The sequence below is a fragment of the Roseateles sp. P5_E4 genome, from assembly GCF_054049255.1.
In genome coordinates, this window is the sequence record NZ_JBFUMS010000004.1 from 88,937 (window position 1) to 109,139 (window position 20,203).

The following is a 20,203-nucleotide window of genomic DNA, read 5'->3' on the forward strand; positions in this document are numbered from 1 at the left end:
CTCTCAGCGCGCGGTCTCGATGCGCTCTCCGGCCGCATCGAACCACATCGTCCTGCCCGCATCGAAGCCGAAGCGCACCTTGGCGCCTTCCTGCACTTCAGGCTGACCCGGCAGCACGGCGGACACGGTGATGCCGGCGCAGCTCAGCCACACAACATGCTGGTTGCCCAACGGCTCGACAAGCTGGACCTCGGCCTCGAAGGACTCGCCGGCGCCGACGCGAACGTTCTCCGGCCGGATAGCCAGCGTCAGCACTTCGCCTTGCGGGCGCGCCGCGAGCACGGCGGGCAGCGGCACGCTGAAGGCGGGTGAGGCGAACACGCCGCCTTCGCCCACCTGACCCTCGATGCGGTTGATGGCCGGCGAGCCGACGAAGCCCGCCACTCGCAGGTTGTTCGGCCTCTCGTAGACCTCGGCCGGTGTGCCGATCTGCTGGATGACGCCCTGGTGCATGACGACGATGCGTGTGGCCAGCGTCATCGCCTCGACCTGGTCGTGGGTCACATAGATCATGGTGTTGCCCAGGCGGCTGTGCAGCAGCTTGAGCTCGCGGCGCAGGTCGGTGCGCAGCTTGGCATCGAGGTTGGACAGCGGCTCGTCCAGCAGCAGCACCTTGGCCTCGCGCACCACCGCGCGGCCGATGGCGACGCGCTGGCGCTGGCCGCCGGACAGCTGGCCGGGCCGGCGCTCCAGCAGCGGTGTCAGCTGCAGCATGTCGGCCGCGGCGGCGACGCGCTTTTCCAGCTCGGCCTTGGGTGTCTTGGCCATCTTCAGCGGGAAGGCGAGGTTCTCCTTCACGGTCATCGTCGGGTACAGCGCATAGCTCTGGAACACCATGCCGACGCCGCGCTGGCTGGGCTCGGCGCGGGTCATGTCCTGCTCGCCGATCTGGATGCTGCCGCCGCTGACCTGGTTCAGCCCCGCGATGGTGTGCAGCAGCGTCGACTTGCCGCAGCCCGAGGGCCCCAGCAGCACGAGGAACTCGCCGCTGTTGACGTCAAGGTCCAGCCCCTTGATGACTTCATGGTTGCCGAAGCGGATGCTGAGGTCCTGGATGTGAACGCGGGTCAAGGTTGTCTCCTGTTGTCGTCTGTGTTCTGCAAGACCCTGGCGAGGGTCTGTTGCACCGTCTGCACGGGGATGTCGCGGTTCCAATAGTCGCTGACCGCGCGTTCGAGCGCCGTCAGCTGCGCCGGTGCGAGCAGCAATTCCGTGTTGCCGACCAGCCGGCCGGCATCGCGCAGCGCCGCAGCGCCGGCCTGGGCGCAGACGTCCAGCGTGCGGGTGTCGAGGTCGGTGCGCACCGGTACCGAGCCCTTGCGGGCGCTGAAGGCGAGTTGGGTGGCGGGCGCAGTGGCGACGCGGGCCAGCAGGGCCTGGGCTGGCCGGGCGCTGCCGTCCCTGTCCTTGGGAAAGACCAGCACGTCACCGCTGACGATGTAGGTCGAGCGCGGGCTTAAGCCCGGCGTGCAGCCATAGTCGCGGCCCGGTTGCTGGCCGGCCTGGGCGAATTCGCCCTTGGCCCAGTCGCCCATGAACTGCAGCCCCGCGCGGCCGCTGACGAGCAGGGCCGTCGTGTCAGCCCAGCTGCGCCCGGGCGAGGCCGGGTCCACATAACGGCGCAGCTTCTTGTAGCTCAGCAGCACCTGGCGCAGCGCCTCGCCCTGCACGGCCGCGGCATCGCGGTCACGCAGCACGGCCAGATACAGGTCGCGTCCGCCCTGGTTGGCCAGCAGCGCGATGAAGAGGTTGAGGTCCTGCCAGGACTGCCCGCCGTGGGCCAGCGGGATCAGCCCGGCGGCTTGCAGCTTGTCCAGCGTGGCGAAGAGCTCGTCCATGCTGCGCGGCTCGGCCTTCACGCTGGCTTTGGCCAGCGCCGCCTTGGAGCTCCACAGCCACACCGGCATGTGGATGCTGACGGGGGCGGCGTAGACATGACCGTCCACCTTCACGGCGTCCAGCAGCACGGCAGGCAGCACCTCGGCCCAGCGGCCCTGGGCGGCCACGTCGTCGATGGCTTGCAACCGGCCTTCGCGCGCCAGCCGCACGAGGGCGAGGGACGGGTTGAACTGCGCCGCCATCGGCGGGTTGCCGGCGGCGACGCGCTCCTGCACGACCGCGCGCGCCTGCTCCGACGCCGTCACCGCCAGCTCGCGCCACTGGCCGCCGGCCGCGCGGTAGGCCTCGGCCAAGGCCTGCTTGGCGGCCGTCTCGCCGGGCGAGATCCACCAATGGACGACGTCCGTCGGCGTCCCGGCCTGGGCCACGGCGGCAAACAGGGACGTGACAAGAAGGACGCAGGCGCGGAGCATCACGGCATCATTACCGAGAGTTAATAAACTTAATATCGTATTAACCACTAGCGCCGACGCCATTAAAGTCTGCCAACCATGAACCTGCTGCTCGCCGAAGACGACGCCCTGCTGGCTGACGCGTTGCAGCAGCAGTTGCTTAACGCCTCGTTCAAGGTCGAGTGGGCCGAGAACGGCGCCGTGGCCGAGTACCTGTTGCGCAAGCAGGACTTCGACATCGCCATCCTCGACCTCGGCCTGCCCATGGTGGACGGCCTGACCGTGCTCAAGCGCGTTCGCGAGGCCGGCCGCACCCTGCCCATCCTCGTGCTGACGGCGCTGGACGCGCTGGAGCACCGCGTCGCCGGCCTGCAGGCCGGTGCCGACGACTACCTGACCAAGCCCTTCGACTTCCCCGAGCTGGAGGCGCGCCTGCACGCGCTGCTGCGCCGTGGCCGCCCGGCCTCGCAGACCCAGCAGCTGCGCCGCCTGAGCCTGGACCGCGCCGCGCGCCGCGCCAGCGTCGGCGGCGAGCCGCTGGAGCTGAGCCCGCGCGAATGGTCGCTGCTGGACCTGCTGCTGACCGAGCGCGACCGCGTCGTCACCAAGGCGCAGATCGTCGAGGCCTGGGGTGCCGATGAAGGCGGCTCCATCGAGGTCTACATCCACCGCCTGCGCAAGAAGCTCGAAGGCTCGGGCCTGGCCGTGCGCACGGTGCGCGGCCTGGGTTATCTGCTCGAAGCCACCGCGTCATCGTGAACTCACCGGCCGGCCGCTCGCTGCACCGGCAACTGCTGTTGTGGCTGCTGCTGCCGCAGATCGTGCTGTGGCTGGTGGCGGCTTTCGGCGCCTATCGCCTGGCCAGCAGGCATGCCGACGAGCTGGTCGACAGCAGCCTCTTGCAGGCCGCCCGGGCGCTGGCGCGCCAGATCCGGCCCACGGCCAGCGGCCTCTTTGTCGACCTGCCGCGCTCGGCCCAGGACATCCTTGCTGCCGACCCCGACGACCGCGTCATGTACATGGTCAGTTCGCCGCCGGGCCAGCTGCTGCTGGGCGACGCACGCCTGCCGCCGCCACCAGGCTCGCCAGCGCTGAACGAGCCGGTGTTCTTCGACGCCACCGTGCCTGAGCGCATGCGCGTCGTGTCGCTGGACCTGCATCTGGGCGCGGCCGGCACGGCGGATTCGACGCTGCGCGTGCAGATCGCCCGCTCCAGCGCGCCGCGCGAGCTGCTGGCGCAGCGCATGCTGCTGGACACGGCCCTGCCGCTGTCCCTGCTGATCGCATTGATGAGCATGGTGGTCTGGGCCGGCATCCGCAAGGGCCTGAAGCCGCTGGCCGAGCTGCAGCAGCAGGTGGAAGGCCGGCGCGCCGACGCGCTCGACCCGGTGCAGCTGCGCGCCGCGCCGCCCGAGGTCAGCGCGCTGGCCGGCGCCGTCAACGAGCTGCTCGGCCAGGTGCAGCAGAGCCTGGCCACGCAGCGCCGCTTCATCAGCGATGCCGCCCACCAGCTGCGCACGCCGCTGGCGGGGCTGAAGAGCCAGACCGAGTTGGCGCTGGAGGCCAACAGCGATCCGGCCCTGCGCCAGCGACTGGAGCGCGTGCACGAGAGCGCCGTGCGTGGCGCGCGGCTGGTGTCACAGCTGCTGGTGCTGGCCCGCGCCGAGCCCGAGGCCGTGGCGACCCAGGGCTGGGCGGCGGTGGACTGCGACCGCCTGGTACACGAGGTCACGGCCGAATGGGTGCCGCGTGCTCTGGCCGCCGGCTGCGACCTGGGTGTGGACATCGTCAACGCGGGCCTGAGCGTGCAGGGCGTTGAGCTGCTGCTGCGCGAGGCCCTGGTCAACCTGATTGACAACGCGGTGCGCTATGCCGGCCGTGGCGCGGCCATCACCGTCAAGCTGCGCCGCGCGGGTGACGACGTGTGGCTGGACGTCGAGGACAACGGCCCCGGCCTCACGCCCGAGCTGCGCGGGCGCGCCTTCGAGCGTTTCGTGCGCGGCTCGGCCCATGGCGAGGGCTGCGGCCTGGGACTGGCCATAGCCCGTGAGATTGCAGAGCGCCACGGCGGCAGCGCCGAGTTGCTGCCGGCGGCACCCACGGGCTGCATCGCGCGTCTGACACTGCCGGCCGCCTAGGCCAGCAGCTCGGCGACGCGGCCCAGTGCCTCGGCTATGCCATCGGGCGTGACGCGCCCAAAGCCCATTAGCAAGCCGTCCCGCCCGGCCGCAAACGCCTGCAGCGGATACAGCCCCACGTCCACGCGCCGGGCCAGCGCCGCGAGCTGCGGTGCGTCGATGGCAACGCCCGGCTTGAACAGCGCCGCCTGGTGGAAGCCAGCCTCCGCGGGCAGCAGCGTCAGCCATGGCGCCAGCGGCCCGGCAAAGCCCGCCATCAGCCGCTCGCGCCGCTGCGCATACTCGGCCACGCAGCGGCGCAGATGCTTGCGGTAGTTGCCTTCGGCCATGAAGCGGGCCAGCACGTTCTGCAGCAGGCTGGGGCCGTGCACGTCGGCCAGGTGCTTGGCGTGCAGCAGCGCGTCGCGCAAGGCCGGCGGTGCGATGACATAGCCCAGCCGCAGCGACGGCGCCAGCGTCTTGGAGAAGCTGCCGACAAAGGCCACGCGGCCGTCCGTGTCCAGCCCCTGCAGGCTGTCGCGCGGTTGGCCCTCGAAGCGGAACTCGCTGTCGTAGTCGTCCTCGATGACGACGGCGCCCGTGCGCGCCGCCCAGGCCAGCAGCGCACGCCGTCGTTCCATGCTCATCGCCACGCCGAGCGGGAACTGGTGGGCCGGCGTCGTGTAGACGAGCTTGGCGTCGGGCGGCAGCGCGTCGGTCACCAGCCCCTGTTCGTCCACCGGCACGGGGGCGATGCGCGCGCCCTGCGCCTGCAGCAGCCCGGTGATGGGCGGGTAGCCGGGCGACTCGATGGCCGCCACATCGCCGGGCCCGACCAGCACGCGGATGAGCAGGTCAAAGGCTTGTTGCGCACCCTGGGTGACGATGACGTCCGCCGCCGAGCAGCGCACGCCGCGGGCATAGGCCAGGTGTTCGGCAATCGCCTCGCGCAGCGCGGCCAGCCCGGCCGGCGGGGCATGCGCGCCGCCCTGGCCGAGCTGGCGCTGGGCCGCGTTTAGATGGCGGCGCCAGTCTTCGTGCGGGAAGAGGGCGGGCTCGGGCGAGCCGCCGATGAAATCCCAGCGCGCCAGCGGGTTGTCGGCAAAGCGCAGCAGCGGCACCGGCAGGGCCTGGAAGGCGGCGATGCGTTCGGCGCTGGCGAGGCGCACGGTGGTTGCCACGGGCCGTTCGGCCTCGGCCGCCGGTAGCGCGCGCACAAAGCTGCCGCGCCCGCGCCGCGCCTCGATGAGCTGCTCCAGCGTCAGCCGCTCATAGGCCTCGGCCACGGTCTGACGCGCCAGGCCCAGTTGCTCGGCCAGCAGCCGTGTGGGTGGCAGCTGGGCACCGGTGGCCAGCCGGCCGCTGCGGATCAGGCCGCGCAGCTGGCGCAGCAACTGCTCGCCCAGCGGCTGGTCGCGGTCGATGACGATGTGGAGATCCATCCGGTGGCCTGCTCGATTTGGTCGGGATTGGACTGCTTGGCGCGGCGCCCGGGATTCAACATTCGTGCACCCCAACCCCACCCACCGGAGCATCTCATGACCACCCCCCGCATTGACTTCTACACCGCCTCCCCCGCCGCCCTCAAGGCCATGCTGACGCTGGAAGGCAGCATCGCCAAGCTGGGCCTGGAGCCCAGCCTCATCGAGCTGGTGAAGATGCGCACCTCGCAGATCAATGGCTGCGCCTTCTGCCTGGATATGCACAGCCGCGACGCCCGCGAGGCCGGCGAGAGCGAGCGACGCCTGCACGTGCTGCCGGCCTGGCGCGAGACCACGCTGTTCACGCCGCGCGAGCGCGCCGCCCTGGCCTGGACCGAGGCGATCACGCTGATCACCCAGGGCCATGCCGGCGACGCCCACTACGCCGCCGCCACGGCCGAGTTCAACGAGGCCGAGATGGTCAACCTGACACTGGCGATCACGACCATCAATGCCTGGAACCGCTTCGCCATCGGCTTCCGCAAGGCATTGCCCGCCTGAGCGGCCGGATCAGGCGTAGCCGTCCACGCCATTGACGAGCCGCGCGCACAGCCGCGGCCCGCCGAGCTTTTCCAGCCACCAGGCTAGCGCCCGGCCGTCCCCGGCGCGCCAGCCCAGGTAAAGCGTGTTGGGCTCGCGCGGCACGCTGGCCTGCTTGGCCACCAGCTCGCCACGCTTGAGCAGCGAGGCCACGCGCACCTCCGGCAGCCAGCCCACGCCCAGCCCGGCGCGCTGGGCCGCAATCTTGGCCGTCATGCTCGGCACGGCCAGCGTGGCCTGGCCGGCGCCGTGGCCATAGGCTCGGCCATCGCCACGGCGCGAGCTGTCGGCCACGACGATGGCGCGGTGGGCCTGCATCTGCTCGGCCGTCAGCGGCCCCTTGACCTTGGCAAGCGGGTGGCGGGGTGACACCGCGTAGACCCAGCTCAGCACGCCCAGCTCACGCCACTGCACACCGGCCTGCGTGGGCGGCTCGTTCGTCGCGCCGATGACGAGGTCGGCTCGGCCCTCGGCCAGCGCCTCCCAGGTGCCCCCCAGCACCTCGTGCGTGATGCGCAGGCTCACGCCCGAAGCCAGCGCATCAAAGTCCTGGATGACCGGCATCAGGCTCTCGAAGGCGATCAGCTCGTCGGTGACGATCAACAGCCGGTCCTCCCAACCCTTGGCCACCTGCGTGACGCGCCGCGTCAGGCGCTGCATGTCGTCGCGCAGCCGCGTGGCCTCGCGCACCAGCAGGGCGCCGGCGGGCGTGAGCTGCAGCCGGTAGCGGCGACGGTCGAAGAGCAGGGCGTCGAAGCGGGTCTCGATCTGGCGCAGCGTGTACGACACGGTCGACGGCGCCTTGCCCAGGCTTGCCGCGGCGCGCGTCAGGCTGCCGCTGGCCCCGATGGCCTCCATCAACTGGATCTCGTCGTCGCTGAGCATGATGTTCGAAAGCCTTGCACGAGTCGGCCAACACGGCCGTGCGTCAAAAGGGACGCTGAATCCGAGTATCGAGTCCACGGCAGACAAGCCGCTCAACCGCAAACCCAAAGGAAACCATCATGTCTTCACGCTTCACCAACAAGACCGTCCTCGTCACCGGCGGCACCTCCGGCATCGGCCTGGCCGCCGCCCGCGCCTTCAAGGCCGAAGGCGCCCACGTCATCGTCACCGCCCGCCCGGGCAAGCAGCACGAGACCGAAGGCTTCGAGCTGGTGGCGCTGGATGCGTCTGACGTGCTCGGCGCCCGCGCGCTGGGTGCCCACCTCGCCGCCGCCGGCCGTCAGCTGGATGCCGTGTTCGTCAACGCCGGCATCGCCGAGTTCGCATCCCTGGCCGATGCCAGCGAAGACCTGTGGGACCGCACGTTCAACACCAATGCCAAGGGCGCCTTCTTCCTGATCCAGGCGCTGCGCCCGGTGCTGGCCCGCGGCGCGTCCATCGTGCTGAACGGCTCCATCAATGCCCATATCGGCATGCCCAACTCGGCCATCTACGCCGCCAGCAAGGCCGCGCTGATCTCGATGGCCAAGACGCTGTCGGCCGAGTTGCTGCCGCAGGGCGCGCGCGTCAACGTCATCAGCCCGGGCCCGGTGACCACGCCGCTGTACGGCAAGCTGGGCTTCGACGCCGACACGCTGACGCAGGTCGCCGCGCAGATCCAGAGCCAGGTGCCACTGGGTCGCTTCGGCACACCGCAGGAGATTGCGTCCACGGTGCTGCACCTGGCCGCGCCTGAGTCGGCCTTCATCGTCGGCAGCGAGATCGTTGTCGATGGGGGTATGAGCCAACTTTGAGCAGGGGGCGGTGCGGATTGCGACAATCGCGGCTCAGCCTGATTTGCGATTGCCTGATCGACATGACCACCCGTACCGTCTTCGGCGCCTGCCCCCACGACTGCCCTGACACCTGCGCGATGCAGATCACCGTCGAAAACGAACGCGTGATCAAGGTGCAGGGCCGCGCCGACCATCCCAACACGCACGGCGCGCTGTGCACCAAGGTCTCGCGCTACCCCGAGCGCACCTACCACCCCGAGCGCCTGCTGCACCCGCTGAAGAGGGTCAGCAAGAAGACCGAAGCGCCGGCCTTCGTGCGGGTGAGCTGGGCCGAGGCCATCGCCGACATCGCCGCCCGGCTCCAGGCGGTGAAGGACCCGCAGTGCATCCAGCCCTACAGCTATGCGGGCACCATGGGCCTGATCCAGGGCGAGGCCATGGCCGGCCGGCTGTGGAACGCGCTCGGCGCTGCGCGGCTGGACCGCACCATCTGCGCTTCCGCCGGCGGCGCCGGCCTGGCAGCCACCTATGGCCACAAGCTGGGCATGCACACGCGTCACTTCGCTGGCGCCAAGCTCATCATCATCTGGGGCAGCAACTCCATTGCGTCCAACCTGCATTTCTGGACCTATGCGAACCAGGCCAAGCGCGAGGGCGCCAAGCTGATCTGCATCGATCCGCGCAAGACCGAGACGGCGGACAAATGCCACCAGCACATCGCCGTGCTGCCCGGCACCGACGGTGCGCTGGCCCTGGGCCTGATGCATGAGCTGATCCAAAACGGCTGGCTGGACCAGGACTACATCGACAACCACGTCGACGGCTGGGATGAACTGCGCGGCAAGGCCCTGGACTGGCCGCCCGAGCGCGTCGCCGAGGTCTGCGGCATCAGCCCCGATGAAGTGCGAAACCTGGCCTGCGATTACGCGACCACCAAGCCCGCCGCCATCCGCATGAACTACGGCCTGCAGCGTGTGCGCGGTGGCGGCAATGCCGTGCGGCTGATCGCGCTGCTGCCCTGCCTGACCGGCGCCTGGCGCCACCCCAGCGGTGGCGTGCTGCTGTCGGCCTCGGGCTGGAATGCGCCGTACAAGAACCCGGATCTGGAACGCCCGGGCCTGCTCGCCGGGCGCACACCGCGCATGGTCAACATGAGCACCATCGGCGACGCGCTGCTGCAGGCCGATCCGCCCATCGAGGCGCTGATCGTCTACAACAGCAATCCCGTTGCCGTCGCGCCGGAGTCGCCCAAGGTGGTGAAGGGCTTTCAGCGCGAGGACCTGTTCACCGTCGTGCTCGAGCACTTCATGACCGACACGGCCGACCTGGCCGACTACGTGCTGCCCGCCACGACCCAGCTCGAACACCTGGACGTGCACACCTCCTATGGCCACACCGATGTGCTGATGAACCAGCCGGCTGTTGCGCCGCTGGGCGAAGCCAAGACCAACACGCAGATCTTCCGCGAGTTGGCCGCGGCGATGGGCCTGACGGATCCTTGCTTCAAGGACAGCGACGAGGATCTGGCCGCGCAGGCCTTCACATCGGACATCGACATGGGCCTGCTGCGCGAGCAGGGCTGGCGGCCCCTGCCCATTCCCGAAGCGCCATTTGCCGAGGGCGGCTTCCGCACCCCCAACGGTCGCGCGCAGGCCGCCGGCGCCGACTACGTGCCCAACTACGAAAGCGCGCAAAGCTCGCCCGAACTGGCCGCGCGCTACCCACTGGCCATGATTTCGCCGCCGGCGCGCAACTTCCTGAACAGCAGCTTTGTCAACGTGAAGAGCCTGCGCGACATCGAGGGCGAGCCCATCATCGAGATGCACCTCGGCGATGCCGTCGAGCGCGGCCTGGCCGATGGCGCCCTGGTGGCCGCATTCAACGACCGTGGCCGCTATGTGGCCAAGCTCAAGGTCAGCACGCGCGCGCGGCCCGGCGTCGTCAACGGCCTGGGCGTGTGGTGGCGCAAGCTCGGCGTGCAGGGCAGCAATGTCAACGAGGTCACCCACCAGCGCCTGACGGATATGGGCAATGCCCCGGCTTTCTACGACTGCCTGGTGCAGGTTGAAGCTGCCTGAACTTTCCTGACGTGATTTTTGACGTCTGAACCGGGCGGCTAACGGCGCGATGCGCCGGGACGCGTTGGCACAATCCGTGCCCGGCGCCACGCACGAGGATGCGGTGCCGAGAACACAAGGACAGGGAGAACGATGGGGGGCCTCTTCAAGGCTGGGCTGCGCCATGTGGCGGCTGCCTGTGGACTGATGCTGCTTGCCGCCTGCGGCGGCGGTGGAGGCGGTGGCGGTGTGTCGACACCGACGCCGACGCCGACGCCGCCAACGGCGCCCGCCGTGCCAGACCCGGTCGTGCGCCTCAGCGCCTCGGCCACCCAGCTCTACGCCGGCGAGTACGTGCAGTTCACCGCTGGTGATACGCAGAATGGTGTCAACTGGCGCTGGGAGTTCAGCGACGGCGCAGCGGCCGAAGGCCTCACCGTGGAGCGCCGTTTCGCCCAGGCGGGCAGCTTCACCGCCACGGCCGTAGCGCAGAACAGTGCCGGCGTGACGGCGCGCGCCAGCACCACCGTCCAGGTCGAAGCACAGCCTTCGCCGGTGGCACGTGCTGCAGGCTCACTCTTGCCAGGCTGCAGCGGCCTGCACTGTGCGGTGGCTGCGGATGGGGGCTATGCCGGCAGCGGCGTTGGTGTCTGGCGTTTGCGCAACGCCGGTGCCACGTCCCAACTGGTCGACGTGGACATCGCCAACGTGCAGCCTGGGCAGTCCGTGACGCTGGTATTCAGCAACGGCCAGGCCAGCGATGCCACCGAGCTACCGAAGAGCGGCAGCGCGGCGGTGGTCAGCCTGGGCGCGGCACCGAACGCCCGAATTCAGGCTGCCAGTGCATCAGCTGCCGACGAATCCCACCACGACGCCCTGCACGCGCGCATGCTCGGCCTGCAGCAGCAACAGTCGCTGGAGGATCTGCAGGATCAGCAACTGCCTGCTCGGCCCCTGCCGGAGAGCGCCATCGAGCCGCGCCGCCGCGCCCTGGCCGCCGCCGAGGTCGGCAGCACACGCATCTGGAACGACCTCTATGACGATCCCGCCAAGCCCGTGCCGTTCACGGCCAGCGTGCTGAGCACCTGCAGCACCGGAACCGGCCGTCGCCTCGTCTTCTGGGTGGACCAGGCGCTGACCACGGCCCGCACGGTCGAAGCGGCCCAGATCGAGCCCCTGAAGCGCAGCTTCTGCGGCGACCAGGGCGGCTTTGCTCGTGTCATCGCCATGCTCGGCGACGTCTGGGGCGGCAGCGAGGTGGCCAACCGGCCGTGGTTGATCCAGGAAAGCGCGGCGCAGCTGCAGGACGTGAACATCGTCGTCACCGACCACATGGGCGCCGACGCCTCCGCGGCCGGCTACTTCTATGGGCTGAACAACTCCTACCGCTGGCGCAACAGCCGCTACGCGAATTCCAACGAAGCGCTGGCCTTCTTCGTGAACGGCACGGGCCTGGCAAGCAACCCGACCTTCTACGCGTCCACGCTGGTGCACGAGCTCACGCACATGGTGACCTATCACCAGGGCACGATCCAGCGCGGCCTGCTGCACGACGCCTGGTTGGAAGAGACGGCTGCCATGGCCACCGAAGACCTGCTGGCCGAGACCATCACGCCGGGCGCCAACAAGATCGTCATCTTCAGGCTGCCCAGCTACCTCCGTTCTGGTGGCAGCGTGGCCATGATCGACTGGCTGGAGGACGTCGACAGCGCCAACTATGGAGCCGGCGGCAGCCTGGCCGCCTTCTTGAACCGCCGCTACGGCAGCGGCTGGTGGCGCCAGTTGGTGACTGATTGCAGCGCGACGGCCAGCAGCTACAGCTGCCTGGACACGCTGCTGCGGCGCGCCGGCAGCGAGGGCCTGGCCGACGAGTGGGAGCGCCTGGGCAGCAGCGTGTTCGGCGGCATGCCGCAGCGCCATGCGCCCTGGGGCTATGGTTTCCCGCAGGTGCAGTGGGAAGGGCTGTGGCTGATGGGCACCGACACCGCGCAGCAGGCCACCAGCCGCAAGGCTGCGCCCATCAGCGGACTGACGCGCTTCGGCCGCACCGGGCACACCTACCTGGACGATCAGGTGCCGGCCGGCGCAACGCGCTACCAGCGCCGCGGCGTGCGCGTGCCCGCGGGCACCGTGCTCACGGTGGTGCTGCGCTGACAGTTACCTGCGTGGCGAAGCGGGTGGTGACAATCGCGGCTCCGCCTGCACCGCGATCTCGCTTGATCTCTCCACGCGCCTTGCTCATTGCCGTCGCCGCGCTCTCCCTGAGCGGCTGCGGCGCCGTGGGCCATTGGGGCCAGGCCGCCGGCGGCCATCTGGGCATCGTTCGCGCGGCCAGGCCGGTCAGCGACTGGCTGGCCGACCCGGCCACCCCGCCCGAGCTGGCCGAGCGCTTGAAGCTGACGCAGCAGATGCGCGACTTCGCCACCGCGCGCCTGGCCCTGCCCGACAACAACAGCTACCGCCGCTATGCCGACCTCAAGCGGCCAGCCGTCGTCTGGAACATCGTCGCCGCGCCCGAGTTCGGCTTCCAGCTCAAGACCTGGTGCTACCCCATCATGGGCTGCGCCGGCTACCAGGGCTGGTTCGACCGCGATGCCGCGCAACGCCACGCCGACGAGCTGAAGGCCGAGGGCTGGGAGGTGCAGGTGCAGCCCATTCCCGCCTATTCGACGCTGGGCTGGAGCCGCTGGTTCGGCGGCGACCCGCTGCTGAACACCTTCATCCGCTACCCCGAGGGCGAACTGGCGGCCATGGTCTTTCACGAGCTGACCCACCAGCGCGTCTACACCAGCGACGACACCGGCTTCAACGAGGCCTATGCCACCGCCGTCGAGATGCTCGGTGCCCGCGAATGGCTGGCGGCCAAGCCCGAGGCCCTGGCTGCCTTCGAGGCCGGGCGGGCGCGGCGGGCGCGCTTCCTGGCGCTGGCGCGCGAAGGGCGGGAGAAGCTCAAAGCGGTTTACGCCGGCCCGGCCGAGGCGCGTGCCGAAGCCAAAGCCGCCGTCATGGCCGAGCTGCGCGAACGTGCCCCCAAGGAGGCGCCAGGCTACGAAGCCTGGTTCCAGCGTGCCAACAACGCCAGCTTCGCGATTCTTTCTGCCTATGACGAACTGGTGCCGGCCTTCACGCGCCTGTTCGAGCGCGAGGGGCGCGACTGGGTGAAGTTTCACGCGGCCGTCGAGCGGCTGAAGCCGCTCGCGCGCGACGAGCGTCGGGCTACATTGAAGAGCCTTGAGGGAGGGACTTATGACACTGATCCTGCGACGCGCCCGGGCCAGTGATGCCGCTGCTATTGCCGAGCATCTGGCCGAGCCGGACATCTTTCCTGGCCTGCTGCAGCTGCCCTACGCCAATGCAGAACTGTGGCAACAGCGCCTGAGCACGCCACCCGCCGCTGGCTCGCCCGAGCTGTTCCTGTTGGCCGAACGTGACGGCAAGCTGCTCGGCAGCGCCGGCCTGCACCCGGTCGGCGCCCAAGTGCGCCGCCGCCACGCAATGGCGCTGGGCATCTCGGTGTCGGCCGCGGCGCAGGGGCAGGGCATTGGCGGTGCCTTGATGACTGCGCTGCTGGACTACGCCGACAACTGGGCGCAGGTTCTGCGCGTGGAGCTGACGGTCTACCAGGACAACGAGCGCGCAATCCGGCTGTACGAGCGCCATGGTTTCGAGCACGAAGGGCGGCTCAGGGCCTATGCGCTGCGTGATGGCGTCTACGTGGATGCGCTGACGATGGCGAGGCTGCATCCGAGGCAGCCGTTGGTGCGGGCAACTGCCGCTTGATCGCTAAATAGGCGGTGTGTGCCAACGCACCGGACTGGCGACGGACAGTTCGTCGCAGGTGTGGCCCCTACGCGAAGACGTCAATCAAGTGGTGTTGAGCGGCTGGCTGCGGCGCATGTTCATGCGATGGAGGTGGGGCCGGAATCATGCGCCAGCGGGTGGCTGTTGCGCCAGCCGAACAGGCCGGCCAGGACCGCGGCGAGGCCCGCGATGATGGCCGTGGCGCTGGCGACGTGCAGCAGCCGGCGGCGCTGCCTGGCGCTCAGCATGGCTTTGCGTGCCGGAGTCTGCGCGAGCTCGTGAATCAGCATGATCTCGTGCTGGCGCTCCTCGATGGCGCGCGCAAGTTCGCCGCCGTGCTCCATGCGACGCGCGAGTTCGCGCACCGCCTCCAGCTCGCGCTCGCGGATGCGCAGGCCTGGCGCCTTCAGCCGGCTGCCCATGGCGCGGGCGCGCATGTACAGGGCCTTGGCGGCCAGCCGGTCAGGCTGGCAGCCCCATCCTGACTCCAGGCAGGCGGCCAGGTTGAAGGTGGCATCGGCATGGCCTTGGGATGCGGCGACGGTGTAAAGCGCCACGCCGCGCGGTGCATCGGGGTCGCCACCCCAGCCGGCGACGAGGATGCGGCCTAGATGGAATTTGGCAGTCAGGCTGCCCTCGCTGGAGGCGCGCTCCAGGCGCTCACGGGCCTGGACCGGGTCCCGCGGCAGGCCCAGGCCCTCAAGCTGGCAGAGCGCGAACATGGCCAGTCCCTCGGCGTCGCCCGCGTCGGCGGCGACGCGGAACCAGTAGACAGCCTGTTCATGGTCGGGCTCGGGCGCACGGAAATGCGTCAGCCCCTCCATGAGCGGGTCGAGGCAGAGCGGGTCGGGGTCGACAAGGCGCATGGATCCTCCCTGGGCTTCGGCTGGCTTTGCGCCAGGCTTTTCTGCGCCTAAGTATGGAGGCAAATGCGCCCACGGCAGTGGCACCGCCCTTCTCGCTTAGAGTGGGGTGCACGAGACAACGGAGAGCCGCTGATGGCCGAGATCCGCATTCACCGAGACCACGACCTGGGCCTGAAGAAGGCCCGCGAGATTGCCTGGAAATGGGCCGAGCAGGTCGAAGAGAAGTTCGACATGGAATGCACGGTGCATGAGGGTGACGACGGCGACACCGTGGAGTTCACGCGCTCCGGCGTCAAGGGCGAGCTGACCGTGGCGGCCGACCACTTCGACCTGGTGGCCCAGCTCGGCTTCCTGCTCGGCGCCTTCAAGAAGACGATCGAGGGCGAGATCGAGAAGGAACTCGATGCGCTGCTGGCGGCCGGGGCCAAGAAAAAGGCGCCGGCCAAAAAGAAACCGGCCTGAGCAAAGGCCCGGCCGGTTTCTTTTGAGGCGGCTGAGCCGCTTACTTCAAAGATTCGATGAGATCGATGTACTGCTGCATCGCGTCATCGTTGCTCGTGCCCTTGAGCTCGTTCCAGGCATCCCATTTGGCGCGGCCGACCATGTCGGTGAAGCCGGGGCGCTTGCCGTCGACGTCGCCGGCGCTGCCTTGCTTGTAGAGCGCATAGAGCTTCAGCAGCGTCATGTTGTCCGGCCGCTCGGCCAGGTTCTTGGAGTCGGCGACAGCGGCTTCGAATTGGTCTTTCAGGCTCACGGGGGTTCTCCAGGCTGATTGGGGCGTCGATTCTCATGACAATCGACCGACGGGCCGCCGAGTTTAGGCCCGGCCAATAACGAATCCGAGGAGACGCATGGGCCCCAGCAGCGAACGCATGTCCAAGGTGGATACCGCCTGGCTGCGCATGGACACCGAGGCCAACCTGATGATGATCGTCGGGGTCTGGTCCATCCGCCCCGGCATCACGCTGGCCGCGCTGCGCGAACGCGTGGCCGAACGGCTGCTGCAGTACCCGCGCTTCCGGCAGAAGGTCGTCGAGGACGCCTTGCTGGGTGCCCAGTGGGTGGCCGACAAGGATTTCGATATTGCCCGCCACGTCGTCGCCGAGGTGCCGCTGCCCCTGCGCGGCCAGAGCCGTGACGAGGTGCTGCGCGAGCGTGTCGCCGAGCTGTGCTCTGAGGCGCTGGACCCGGCCCACCCGCTGTGGCAGTTCCAGCTCATCGAGGACATGGGCGACGGCACGAGCGCACTGATTGCCCGCATCCACCACTGCATTGCCGATGGCATCGCACTGATCGCCGTCATGCTGTCCATCACCGATGGCGGCAAGGCGCCGCCCAAGCGCGCGGCAAAAGATGTGGAAGAGCCCGGCGAGGCCGACTGGCTGCTCGACGCTTTCCTGCGCCCGATCAGCAACCTGACCGTCAAGGCCATCGGCATGACGGGCAAGGGTGTGGCCAAGGGCGTGGACCTGGCCATGCGTGGTGACACGCCGATGGATTCGTCGCTGGAGATGGCCCGCATGGGCTACCAGGCCGTGTCCGACGTGGCCGCCTTTGCGCTGATGCCCGACGATTCGCCGACGCGCCTCAAGGGCAAGCCCGGTTCGAAGAAGACCGTGGCTTGGGATGACAGCCTGGCGCTGGACGAGGTCAAGGCGGTCGGCAAGGCCCTGGGCGCGTCCATCAACGACGTGCTGCTGGCCTGCGCGGCCGGCGCCATCGGCCGCTACCTGGCGGACAAGGGCGACGACCCGGCGGGCAAGGAGATCCGCGCCATGGTGCCGGTCAATCTGCGCCCGCTGGAGCAGGCCTGGCAACTCGGCAACCGCTTCGGCCTGGTGCCGCTGGTGCTGCCCATCGGCATCGCCAATCCCATCGAGCGGCTGTTCGCGGTACGCGCGCGCATGAGCGAGCTCAAGGGCAGCTTCCAGCCGGTGATGGCCTTCGGCCTGCTGTCTGTCGCCGGCCTGCTGATCAAGCCCGTGCAGCACGCGATGCTCAACCTCTTCGCCAAGAAGGCGACGGCGGTGATGACCAATGTGCCGGGCCCGGCCGAGGCGCTCAAGTTCTGCGGCTCGACGGTGGAGAAGGTGATGTTCTGGGTGCCGCAGTCGGGCGACATCGGCATGGGCGTCAGCATCCTGACCTACGCCGGCCGCGTGCAGTTCGGCCTCATCACCGACACCGGCCTGTGCCCCGACCCCGAGGCCATCATCGCCAACTTTGCACCGGAGTTCGAGAAGCTCTTGATGTTGTCGCTGATGATGCCGTGGGGGCAGGATGCAGCCTGAGACTGCTCTCATTTGGTCATCGCATGGTCGTCGGGCCGAGCGCCGGGCCGCTCCCAAGCCGGCCCGTTCGGCGATGTGCTTGCGGCTCAATGCCGCAAGCATCGCCGTCCCCTCGGGGGACCGATCAGGCTTGCCTGCGTTCAGCCGGGCAAGACTGAGCGAGGGGCCTGCTCACTTCGACTTGGGCACCGCCGCCGTCGTGACGGCGTTGGCCTTCTTGGACTTGGCCTTGCCGGCGGCGGTGGGATAGGCCATCGTCACCGTGGCCGGGTCGGCCTTTTCCAGATAGGACGCGAACTGCGCTTCGTCGCAGGGCTTGGCGTCGTTGTAGTACCGGTGGTCGCCCTTGGGGCGTTCGCCGGTGAAGGTCGGCGCCACCGCGCCGGCGGCGTAGTAGGTGGCGACGTGGCTGGCATAGGCCTGGGCGCAACCATCGTGCAACACGGCCTGGGCGTGGCTGGCCGGTGTGTCGGCCGCGAAGGCCGGCAGCGCGGTGACCAGAGACGCAATGGTGACTGCGAGGGTTCTCATGGCGGACCTCCTTGCTGCTCAAGGTGAGCCCAAGGCTACGCCTAAGTGCAAGCAAATGCACGCCGCACTGCACCAATCAAAAGGCGCCCGAAGGCGCCTTTGCATCGACTCAGCCCTTGGGCGCGGAAGGCGCCGTGGCCGGCTTCTTGGCCTTGGGGCGGCCGGCGGCGGAAGGGTAGGCGCGCATGACGAGGGCAGGGTCGGCCTTGTCGAGATAGGCCGCCAGCTGCTCCTCGGTGCAGGGCTTGGCGTCACCGTAGTACTGGGAGTCGCCGGGGTATTTGTCGCCGCGGTACTCAGGCGCATTGCCGGCTGGGTGATGGGCGCTGAAACTGGCGTAGCTTTGCGCGCAGCCGGTGCGCAATTCGGAACGGGCCTTGTGCACGTCAGCGTCATCTGCGAGGGCAACGGTGCCGGCCAGGCAGGTCAGGGTGGCGATGAGGATCTTCACGGCGTGGCTCCTTGGAAAGTCCAGTGACTTTCAACATTAGGTCGACCGCGCCGGAAAAACAAAAGGCGCCCCGCAGGGCGCCTCGTTGGCTGACGATTCGAAACGATCAGCGGCGAATCACAGGCGTTTCACAGACGGAAAGGCTCGGCCTTCTTCTTGGCGGCGGTCGGGCGGCCGGCGGCCGTCGGGTAGGCGGCCATCACCTTGGCCGGGTCGGCCTTGTCCAGGTAGGCGGCGTACTGCTGCTCGGTGCAGGCCAGCAGCTTGCCCGGCTTGGCTTCGCCCTTGTACTTGCCATTGGCGTAGACAAACTGGTACTCATTGGACGGGACCGGCGTTGCCACGCTGCTGGTGTCGGTGTAGCTCTTGGCGCACTCGGCGCGCAGTTCGGCCTGCTCGGGCGTGGCGTTGTTGCCGGCTTGGGCGGCAAAGACGGTGACGGCAGCGAAAGCGGGGATCAGGAACTTCATGGCGCGGTCTCGTGTGGGGGGTGGCTGGTGGGGACGAAGCTTACGCCGCGACGCGCTGACTTGCACCCCCGGAGGCACGGGAGATCGGGTCGTGAACTCCGTCACGATCTGCGATCGGTACCGTGAATTACTCCTCAAGTTCCTCTTTGGCCAGCTCGATGTCGAGCAGTTCCATCGCGTCCATCGCCTCGCAGGCAGCCGCGTCGGCGTACAGCTTTTCGGCTTCCTTCATGCGCTTGTCGCCCTCCAGCATGACGAGGCCGTTGGCACGTTCGATCATGGCGATGGCACTGGCCGGGTTGAGCTTGAGGGCCTGCTCGAACATCTTCAGGCCGGTGGCCGTGTCAGCACCTTGGGTGCGGCCCAGCAGCTTGCCGACCTTGTCGATGACTTCGGCGTGGAAGGCACCCAGCGCGATGTGGGCGTCAGCGTGCTTGGGCGCGAGTTCGATGGTGGTTTCCAGCGCGTTCTTGACCTTGCTGCCCAGGCCTTGCGCCAGCGCCTTGGCGACGCTGATGCCCTGGCCGTAGCGGCCGATCGCGTAAGCCTGCCAGTACCAGGCGTTCGGGTTCTTGGGCTCCTCGCCCTGCTGCGCCTCGGCGCGCTCCGCGATCTCCAGGAACATCTCCAGCTTCACCTTCTCCTTCTTCTCGAGGTAGTTGGCGTAGATGCCCTGGGCCTTGTTGGCGACCGTGATGCCGGCGCCACCGGCGGCGAGGCCCGCGTCGTAGGCGGCCTGGAAGTCACCGGCATGGAAATGAATCCAGGCCTGCAGCACCGCGGCGTCCTTGGGGAGGGGCTCGGCGTCACCGGCATGCAGCCGCGCCCAGTGCTTCTTCAGCGTGGCCGGCGTGTAGACGAAGGCGCTGTTGTCGTAGGGGAAGGCAGTCCACTTGGCCATCGCTTTTGTCTCCATCAGGGTTGTGATGATTGGTATTGGCCGGCGAGCTTGAAGAGGTGTTCCTTGGACGCAGGCTCAAGGTAGGGTAGCAGCAGGGAGAGCGCGTGGAAGGCGCCACGCATCAGCGCTGCGCCGGCGCGATCGGGCTCCAGCGCATGGCGCGGGTCGCGCACGTATTCGTAGCTCAGCCAGTAGCTCACCACCACGACCATCGCGTTGGCCGTCGGCGCCGCCTCGCGCAGGTCCATCTTCAGCGCGCCGCCCAGGTGCAGCCCCGACAGTACGTGGCGCATCGCCTGCTCCTTGGCGGCAAGCAGGGTCTGGAAATGGGTTTCGAGGCGGCGGTTCTTGAACAGCAGGTCGTTCAGGTCGCGGTACAGGAAGCGGTGCTTCCAGATCAGCTCGAACAGCATGTGGAAGAACAGCCAGGCGTCCTCCACATTGCGCACGTTGTCGGCCGCGGCGAGCAGCTCGTTCAGCTCGGCCTCGTAGCGGCCGAAGAGCGCGTTGACGAGTTCGTCCTTGGCCGGGTAGTGGTAGTAGAGGTTGCCCGGGCTGATCTTCAGTTCCGCCGAGATCAGCGTCGTCGATACATTCGGCTCGCCGAAGCGGTTGAAGAGGTCCAGCGTGACCTCCAGGATGCGCTCGGCGGTGCGGCGGGGGCGTTTGGGGGTGGGCATGTCAG

Annotated in this window: 21 protein-coding genes; 10 read left to right on the forward strand and 11 right to left on the reverse strand. The window is 68.7% G+C overall.

Annotation, left to right across the window (positions count from 1 at the left end):
- Positions 1-3: 3 nt before the first annotated feature.
- Both ACXJLH_RS09435 and ACXJLH_RS09440 read right to left on the reverse strand, forming a co-directional pair.
- Entirely contained in the window at positions 4-1,071 is a 1,068-nt protein-coding gene (locus tag ACXJLH_RS09435) for an ABC transporter ATP-binding protein (protein ID WP_457324473.1), read from the reverse strand.
- Positions 1,068-2,312, reverse strand: coding sequence for an ABC transporter substrate-binding protein (locus ACXJLH_RS09440; RefSeq protein WP_457443674.1), 1,245 nt, complete (start codon positions 2,310-2,312; stop codon positions 1,068-1,070). The genes ACXJLH_RS09435 and ACXJLH_RS09440 overlap by 4 nt, the downstream gene beginning before the upstream one ends.
- 78 nt (positions 2,313-2,390) lie before the next feature.
- Between ACXJLH_RS09440 and ACXJLH_RS09445 the strand changes: the two genes are divergently transcribed.
- The gene (locus ACXJLH_RS09445; RefSeq protein WP_056193638.1) at positions 2,391-3,050 is read left to right on the forward strand and encodes a response regulator transcription factor; all 660 of its coding nucleotides are present in this window, start codon (positions 2,391-2,393) and stop codon (positions 3,048-3,050) included.
- A complete protein-coding gene (locus ACXJLH_RS09450; RefSeq protein ID WP_457443676.1) occupies positions 3,047-4,429 on the forward strand; it encodes a sensor histidine kinase in 1,383 nt (460 codons plus the stop codon). The genes ACXJLH_RS09445 and ACXJLH_RS09450 overlap by 4 nt, the downstream gene beginning before the upstream one ends.
- On the opposite strand, the gene pdxR is transcribed toward ACXJLH_RS09450, so the two are convergent.
- Entirely contained in the window at positions 4,426-5,850 is a 1,425-nt protein-coding gene (gene pdxR / locus ACXJLH_RS09455; RefSeq protein WP_457443678.1) for a MocR-like pyridoxine biosynthesis transcription factor PdxR, read from the reverse strand. The two genes, ACXJLH_RS09450 and pdxR, sit on opposite strands and share 4 nt — an antisense overlap.
- A 96-nt stretch (positions 5,851-5,946) precedes the next feature.
- Between pdxR and ACXJLH_RS09460 the strand changes: the two genes are divergently transcribed.
- The gene (locus tag ACXJLH_RS09460) at positions 5,947-6,390 is read left to right on the forward strand and encodes a carboxymuconolactone decarboxylase family protein (RefSeq protein WP_457443680.1); all 444 of its coding nucleotides are present in this window, start codon (positions 5,947-5,949) and stop codon (positions 6,388-6,390) included.
- Between the two features lie 9 nt (positions 6,391-6,399).
- Here ACXJLH_RS09460 and ACXJLH_RS09465 read toward each other — a convergent pair whose 3' ends face one another.
- On the reverse strand, positions 6,400-7,314 hold the full coding sequence (locus tag ACXJLH_RS09465; protein WP_457443681.1) for a LysR family transcriptional regulator: 915 nt from the start codon (positions 7,312-7,314) through the stop codon (positions 6,400-6,402).
- Between the two features lie 119 nt (positions 7,315-7,433).
- On the opposite strand from ACXJLH_RS09465, the gene ACXJLH_RS09470 reads away from it, so the two are divergent.
- From ACXJLH_RS09470 to ACXJLH_RS09490, 5 genes are all read left to right on the forward strand, one after another.
- Positions 7,434-8,168: an SDR family oxidoreductase gene (locus ACXJLH_RS09470; protein WP_457323358.1), complete on the forward strand. Its 735-nt coding sequence runs from the start codon at positions 7,434-7,436 to the stop codon at positions 8,166-8,168.
- Positions 8,169-8,230: 62 nt separating this feature from the next.
- Positions 8,231-10,228 carry a molybdopterin-containing oxidoreductase family protein gene (locus ACXJLH_RS09475; RefSeq protein ID WP_457443683.1) on the forward strand — a complete coding sequence of 666 codons (1,998 nt, stop codon included), beginning with the start codon at positions 8,231-8,233 and terminating at the stop codon, positions 10,226-10,228.
- A 132-nt stretch (positions 10,229-10,360) separates the two neighbouring features.
- Entirely contained in the window at positions 10,361-12,361 is a 2,001-nt protein-coding gene (locus tag ACXJLH_RS09480; protein ID WP_457443685.1) for a M30 family zinc metallopeptidase, read from the forward strand.
- A 62-nt stretch (positions 12,362-12,423) separates the two neighbouring features.
- Positions 12,424-13,488, forward strand: a complete 1,065-nt coding sequence (locus ACXJLH_RS09485) for an aminopeptidase (protein ID WP_457443687.1) — start codon at positions 12,424-12,426, stop codon at positions 13,486-13,488.
- Positions 13,454-13,987, forward strand: a complete 534-nt coding sequence (locus ACXJLH_RS09490) for a GNAT family N-acetyltransferase (protein WP_457390376.1) — start codon at positions 13,454-13,456, stop codon at positions 13,985-13,987. Before ACXJLH_RS09485 ends, ACXJLH_RS09490 begins: the two co-directional genes overlap by 35 nt.
- Positions 13,988-14,106: 119 nt before the next feature.
- Here ACXJLH_RS09490 and ACXJLH_RS09495 read toward each other — a convergent pair whose 3' ends face one another.
- A complete protein-coding gene (locus ACXJLH_RS09495) occupies positions 14,107-14,874 on the reverse strand; it encodes a tetratricopeptide repeat protein (protein WP_457443689.1) in 768 nt (255 codons plus the stop codon).
- Positions 14,875-15,006: 132 nt separating this feature from the next.
- Here ACXJLH_RS09495 and ACXJLH_RS09500 point away from each other — a divergent pair, with 132 nt between their 5' ends.
- Positions 15,007-15,336, forward strand: a complete 330-nt coding sequence (locus tag ACXJLH_RS09500) for a polyhydroxyalkanoic acid system family protein (RefSeq protein WP_457390374.1) — start codon at positions 15,007-15,009, stop codon at positions 15,334-15,336.
- 40 nt (positions 15,337-15,376) lie between these two features.
- Here the strand turns inward: ACXJLH_RS09500 and ACXJLH_RS09505 are convergent, their stop codons facing one another.
- Entirely contained in the window at positions 15,377-15,628 is a 252-nt protein-coding gene (locus ACXJLH_RS09505; RefSeq protein WP_057300694.1) for an acyl-CoA-binding protein, read from the reverse strand.
- Between the two features lie 97 nt (positions 15,629-15,725).
- On the opposite strand from ACXJLH_RS09505, the gene ACXJLH_RS09510 reads away from it, so the two are divergent.
- Positions 15,726-17,165, forward strand: coding sequence for a wax ester/triacylglycerol synthase family O-acyltransferase (locus ACXJLH_RS09510; protein WP_457443691.1), 1,440 nt, complete (start codon positions 15,726-15,728; stop codon positions 17,163-17,165).
- A 171-nt stretch (positions 17,166-17,336) separates the two neighbouring features.
- Here ACXJLH_RS09510 and ACXJLH_RS09515 read toward each other — a convergent pair whose 3' ends face one another.
- From ACXJLH_RS09515 to ACXJLH_RS09535, 5 genes are all read right to left on the reverse strand, one after another.
- Entirely contained in the window at positions 17,337-17,696 is a 360-nt protein-coding gene (locus ACXJLH_RS09515; RefSeq protein WP_056193676.1) for a hypothetical protein, read from the reverse strand.
- A 109-nt stretch (positions 17,697-17,805) separates the two neighbouring features.
- Positions 17,806-18,147 carry a hypothetical protein gene (locus tag ACXJLH_RS09520; RefSeq protein WP_056193679.1) on the reverse strand — a complete coding sequence of 114 codons (342 nt, stop codon included), beginning with the start codon at positions 18,145-18,147 and terminating at the stop codon, positions 17,806-17,808.
- Positions 18,148-18,275: 128 nt separating this feature from the next.
- A complete protein-coding gene (locus tag ACXJLH_RS09525; protein ID WP_056193682.1) occupies positions 18,276-18,617 on the reverse strand; it encodes a hypothetical protein in 342 nt (113 codons plus the stop codon).
- Between the two features lie 127 nt (positions 18,618-18,744).
- Complete coding sequence (locus ACXJLH_RS09530) at positions 18,745-19,518, reverse strand: hypothetical protein (protein WP_457390371.1); 774 nt, start codon at positions 19,516-19,518, stop codon at positions 18,745-18,747.
- 14 nt (positions 19,519-19,532) lie between these two features.
- Entirely contained in the window at positions 19,533-20,198 is a 666-nt protein-coding gene (locus ACXJLH_RS09535; protein ID WP_457351746.1) for a TetR/AcrR family transcriptional regulator, read from the reverse strand.
- Positions 20,199-20,203 lie beyond the last annotated feature (5 nt).

Excerpts from the sequence above, each read along its gene's own strand:
- ACXJLH_RS09440 (WP_457443674.1), bottom strand. The coding sequence starts at position 2,312 with ATGCTCCGCGCCTGCGTCCTTCTTGTCACGTCCCTGTTTGCCGCCGTG.
- ACXJLH_RS09490 (WP_457390376.1), top strand. The coding sequence starts at position 13,454 with ATGACACTGATCCTGCGACGCGCCCGGGCCAGTGATGCCGCTGCTATT.
- ACXJLH_RS09525 (WP_056193682.1), bottom strand. The coding sequence starts at position 18,617 with ATGAAGTTCCTGATCCCCGCTTTCGCTGCCGTCACCGTCTTTGCCGCC.
- ACXJLH_RS09480 (WP_457443685.1), top strand. The coding sequence starts at position 10,361 with ATGGGGGGCCTCTTCAAGGCTGGGCTGCGCCATGTGGCGGCTGCCTGT.
- ACXJLH_RS09515 (WP_056193676.1), bottom strand. The coding sequence starts at position 17,696 with ATGAGAACCCTCGCAGTCACCATTGCGTCTCTGGTCACCGCGCTGCCG.
- ACXJLH_RS09535 (WP_457351746.1), bottom strand. The coding sequence starts at position 20,198 with ATGCCCACCCCCAAACGCCCCCGCCGCACCGCCGAGCGCATCCTGGAG.
- ACXJLH_RS09445 (WP_056193638.1), top strand. The coding sequence starts at position 2,391 with ATGAACCTGCTGCTCGCCGAAGACGACGCCCTGCTGGCTGACGCGTTG.
- ACXJLH_RS09495 (WP_457443689.1), bottom strand. The coding sequence starts at position 14,874 with ATGCGCCTTGTCGACCCCGACCCGCTCTGCCTCGACCCGCTCATGGAG.
- ACXJLH_RS09500 (WP_457390374.1), top strand. The coding sequence starts at position 15,007 with ATGGCCGAGATCCGCATTCACCGAGACCACGACCTGGGCCTGAAGAAG.
- ACXJLH_RS09510 (WP_457443691.1), top strand. The coding sequence starts at position 15,726 with ATGGGCCCCAGCAGCGAACGCATGTCCAAGGTGGATACCGCCTGGCTG.
- ACXJLH_RS09475 (WP_457443683.1), top strand. The coding sequence starts at position 8,231 with ATGACCACCCGTACCGTCTTCGGCGCCTGCCCCCACGACTGCCCTGAC.
- ACXJLH_RS09530 (WP_457390371.1), bottom strand. The coding sequence starts at position 19,518 with ATGGCCAAGTGGACTGCCTTCCCCTACGACAACAGCGCCTTCGTCTAC.
- ACXJLH_RS09470 (WP_457323358.1), top strand. The coding sequence starts at position 7,434 with ATGTCTTCACGCTTCACCAACAAGACCGTCCTCGTCACCGGCGGCACC.
- pdxR (WP_457443678.1), bottom strand. The coding sequence starts at position 5,850 with ATGGATCTCCACATCGTCATCGACCGCGACCAGCCGCTGGGCGAGCAG.
- ACXJLH_RS09465 (WP_457443681.1), bottom strand. The coding sequence starts at position 7,314 with ATGCTCAGCGACGACGAGATCCAGTTGATGGAGGCCATCGGGGCCAGC.
- ACXJLH_RS09460 (WP_457443680.1), top strand. The coding sequence starts at position 5,947 with ATGACCACCCCCCGCATTGACTTCTACACCGCCTCCCCCGCCGCCCTC.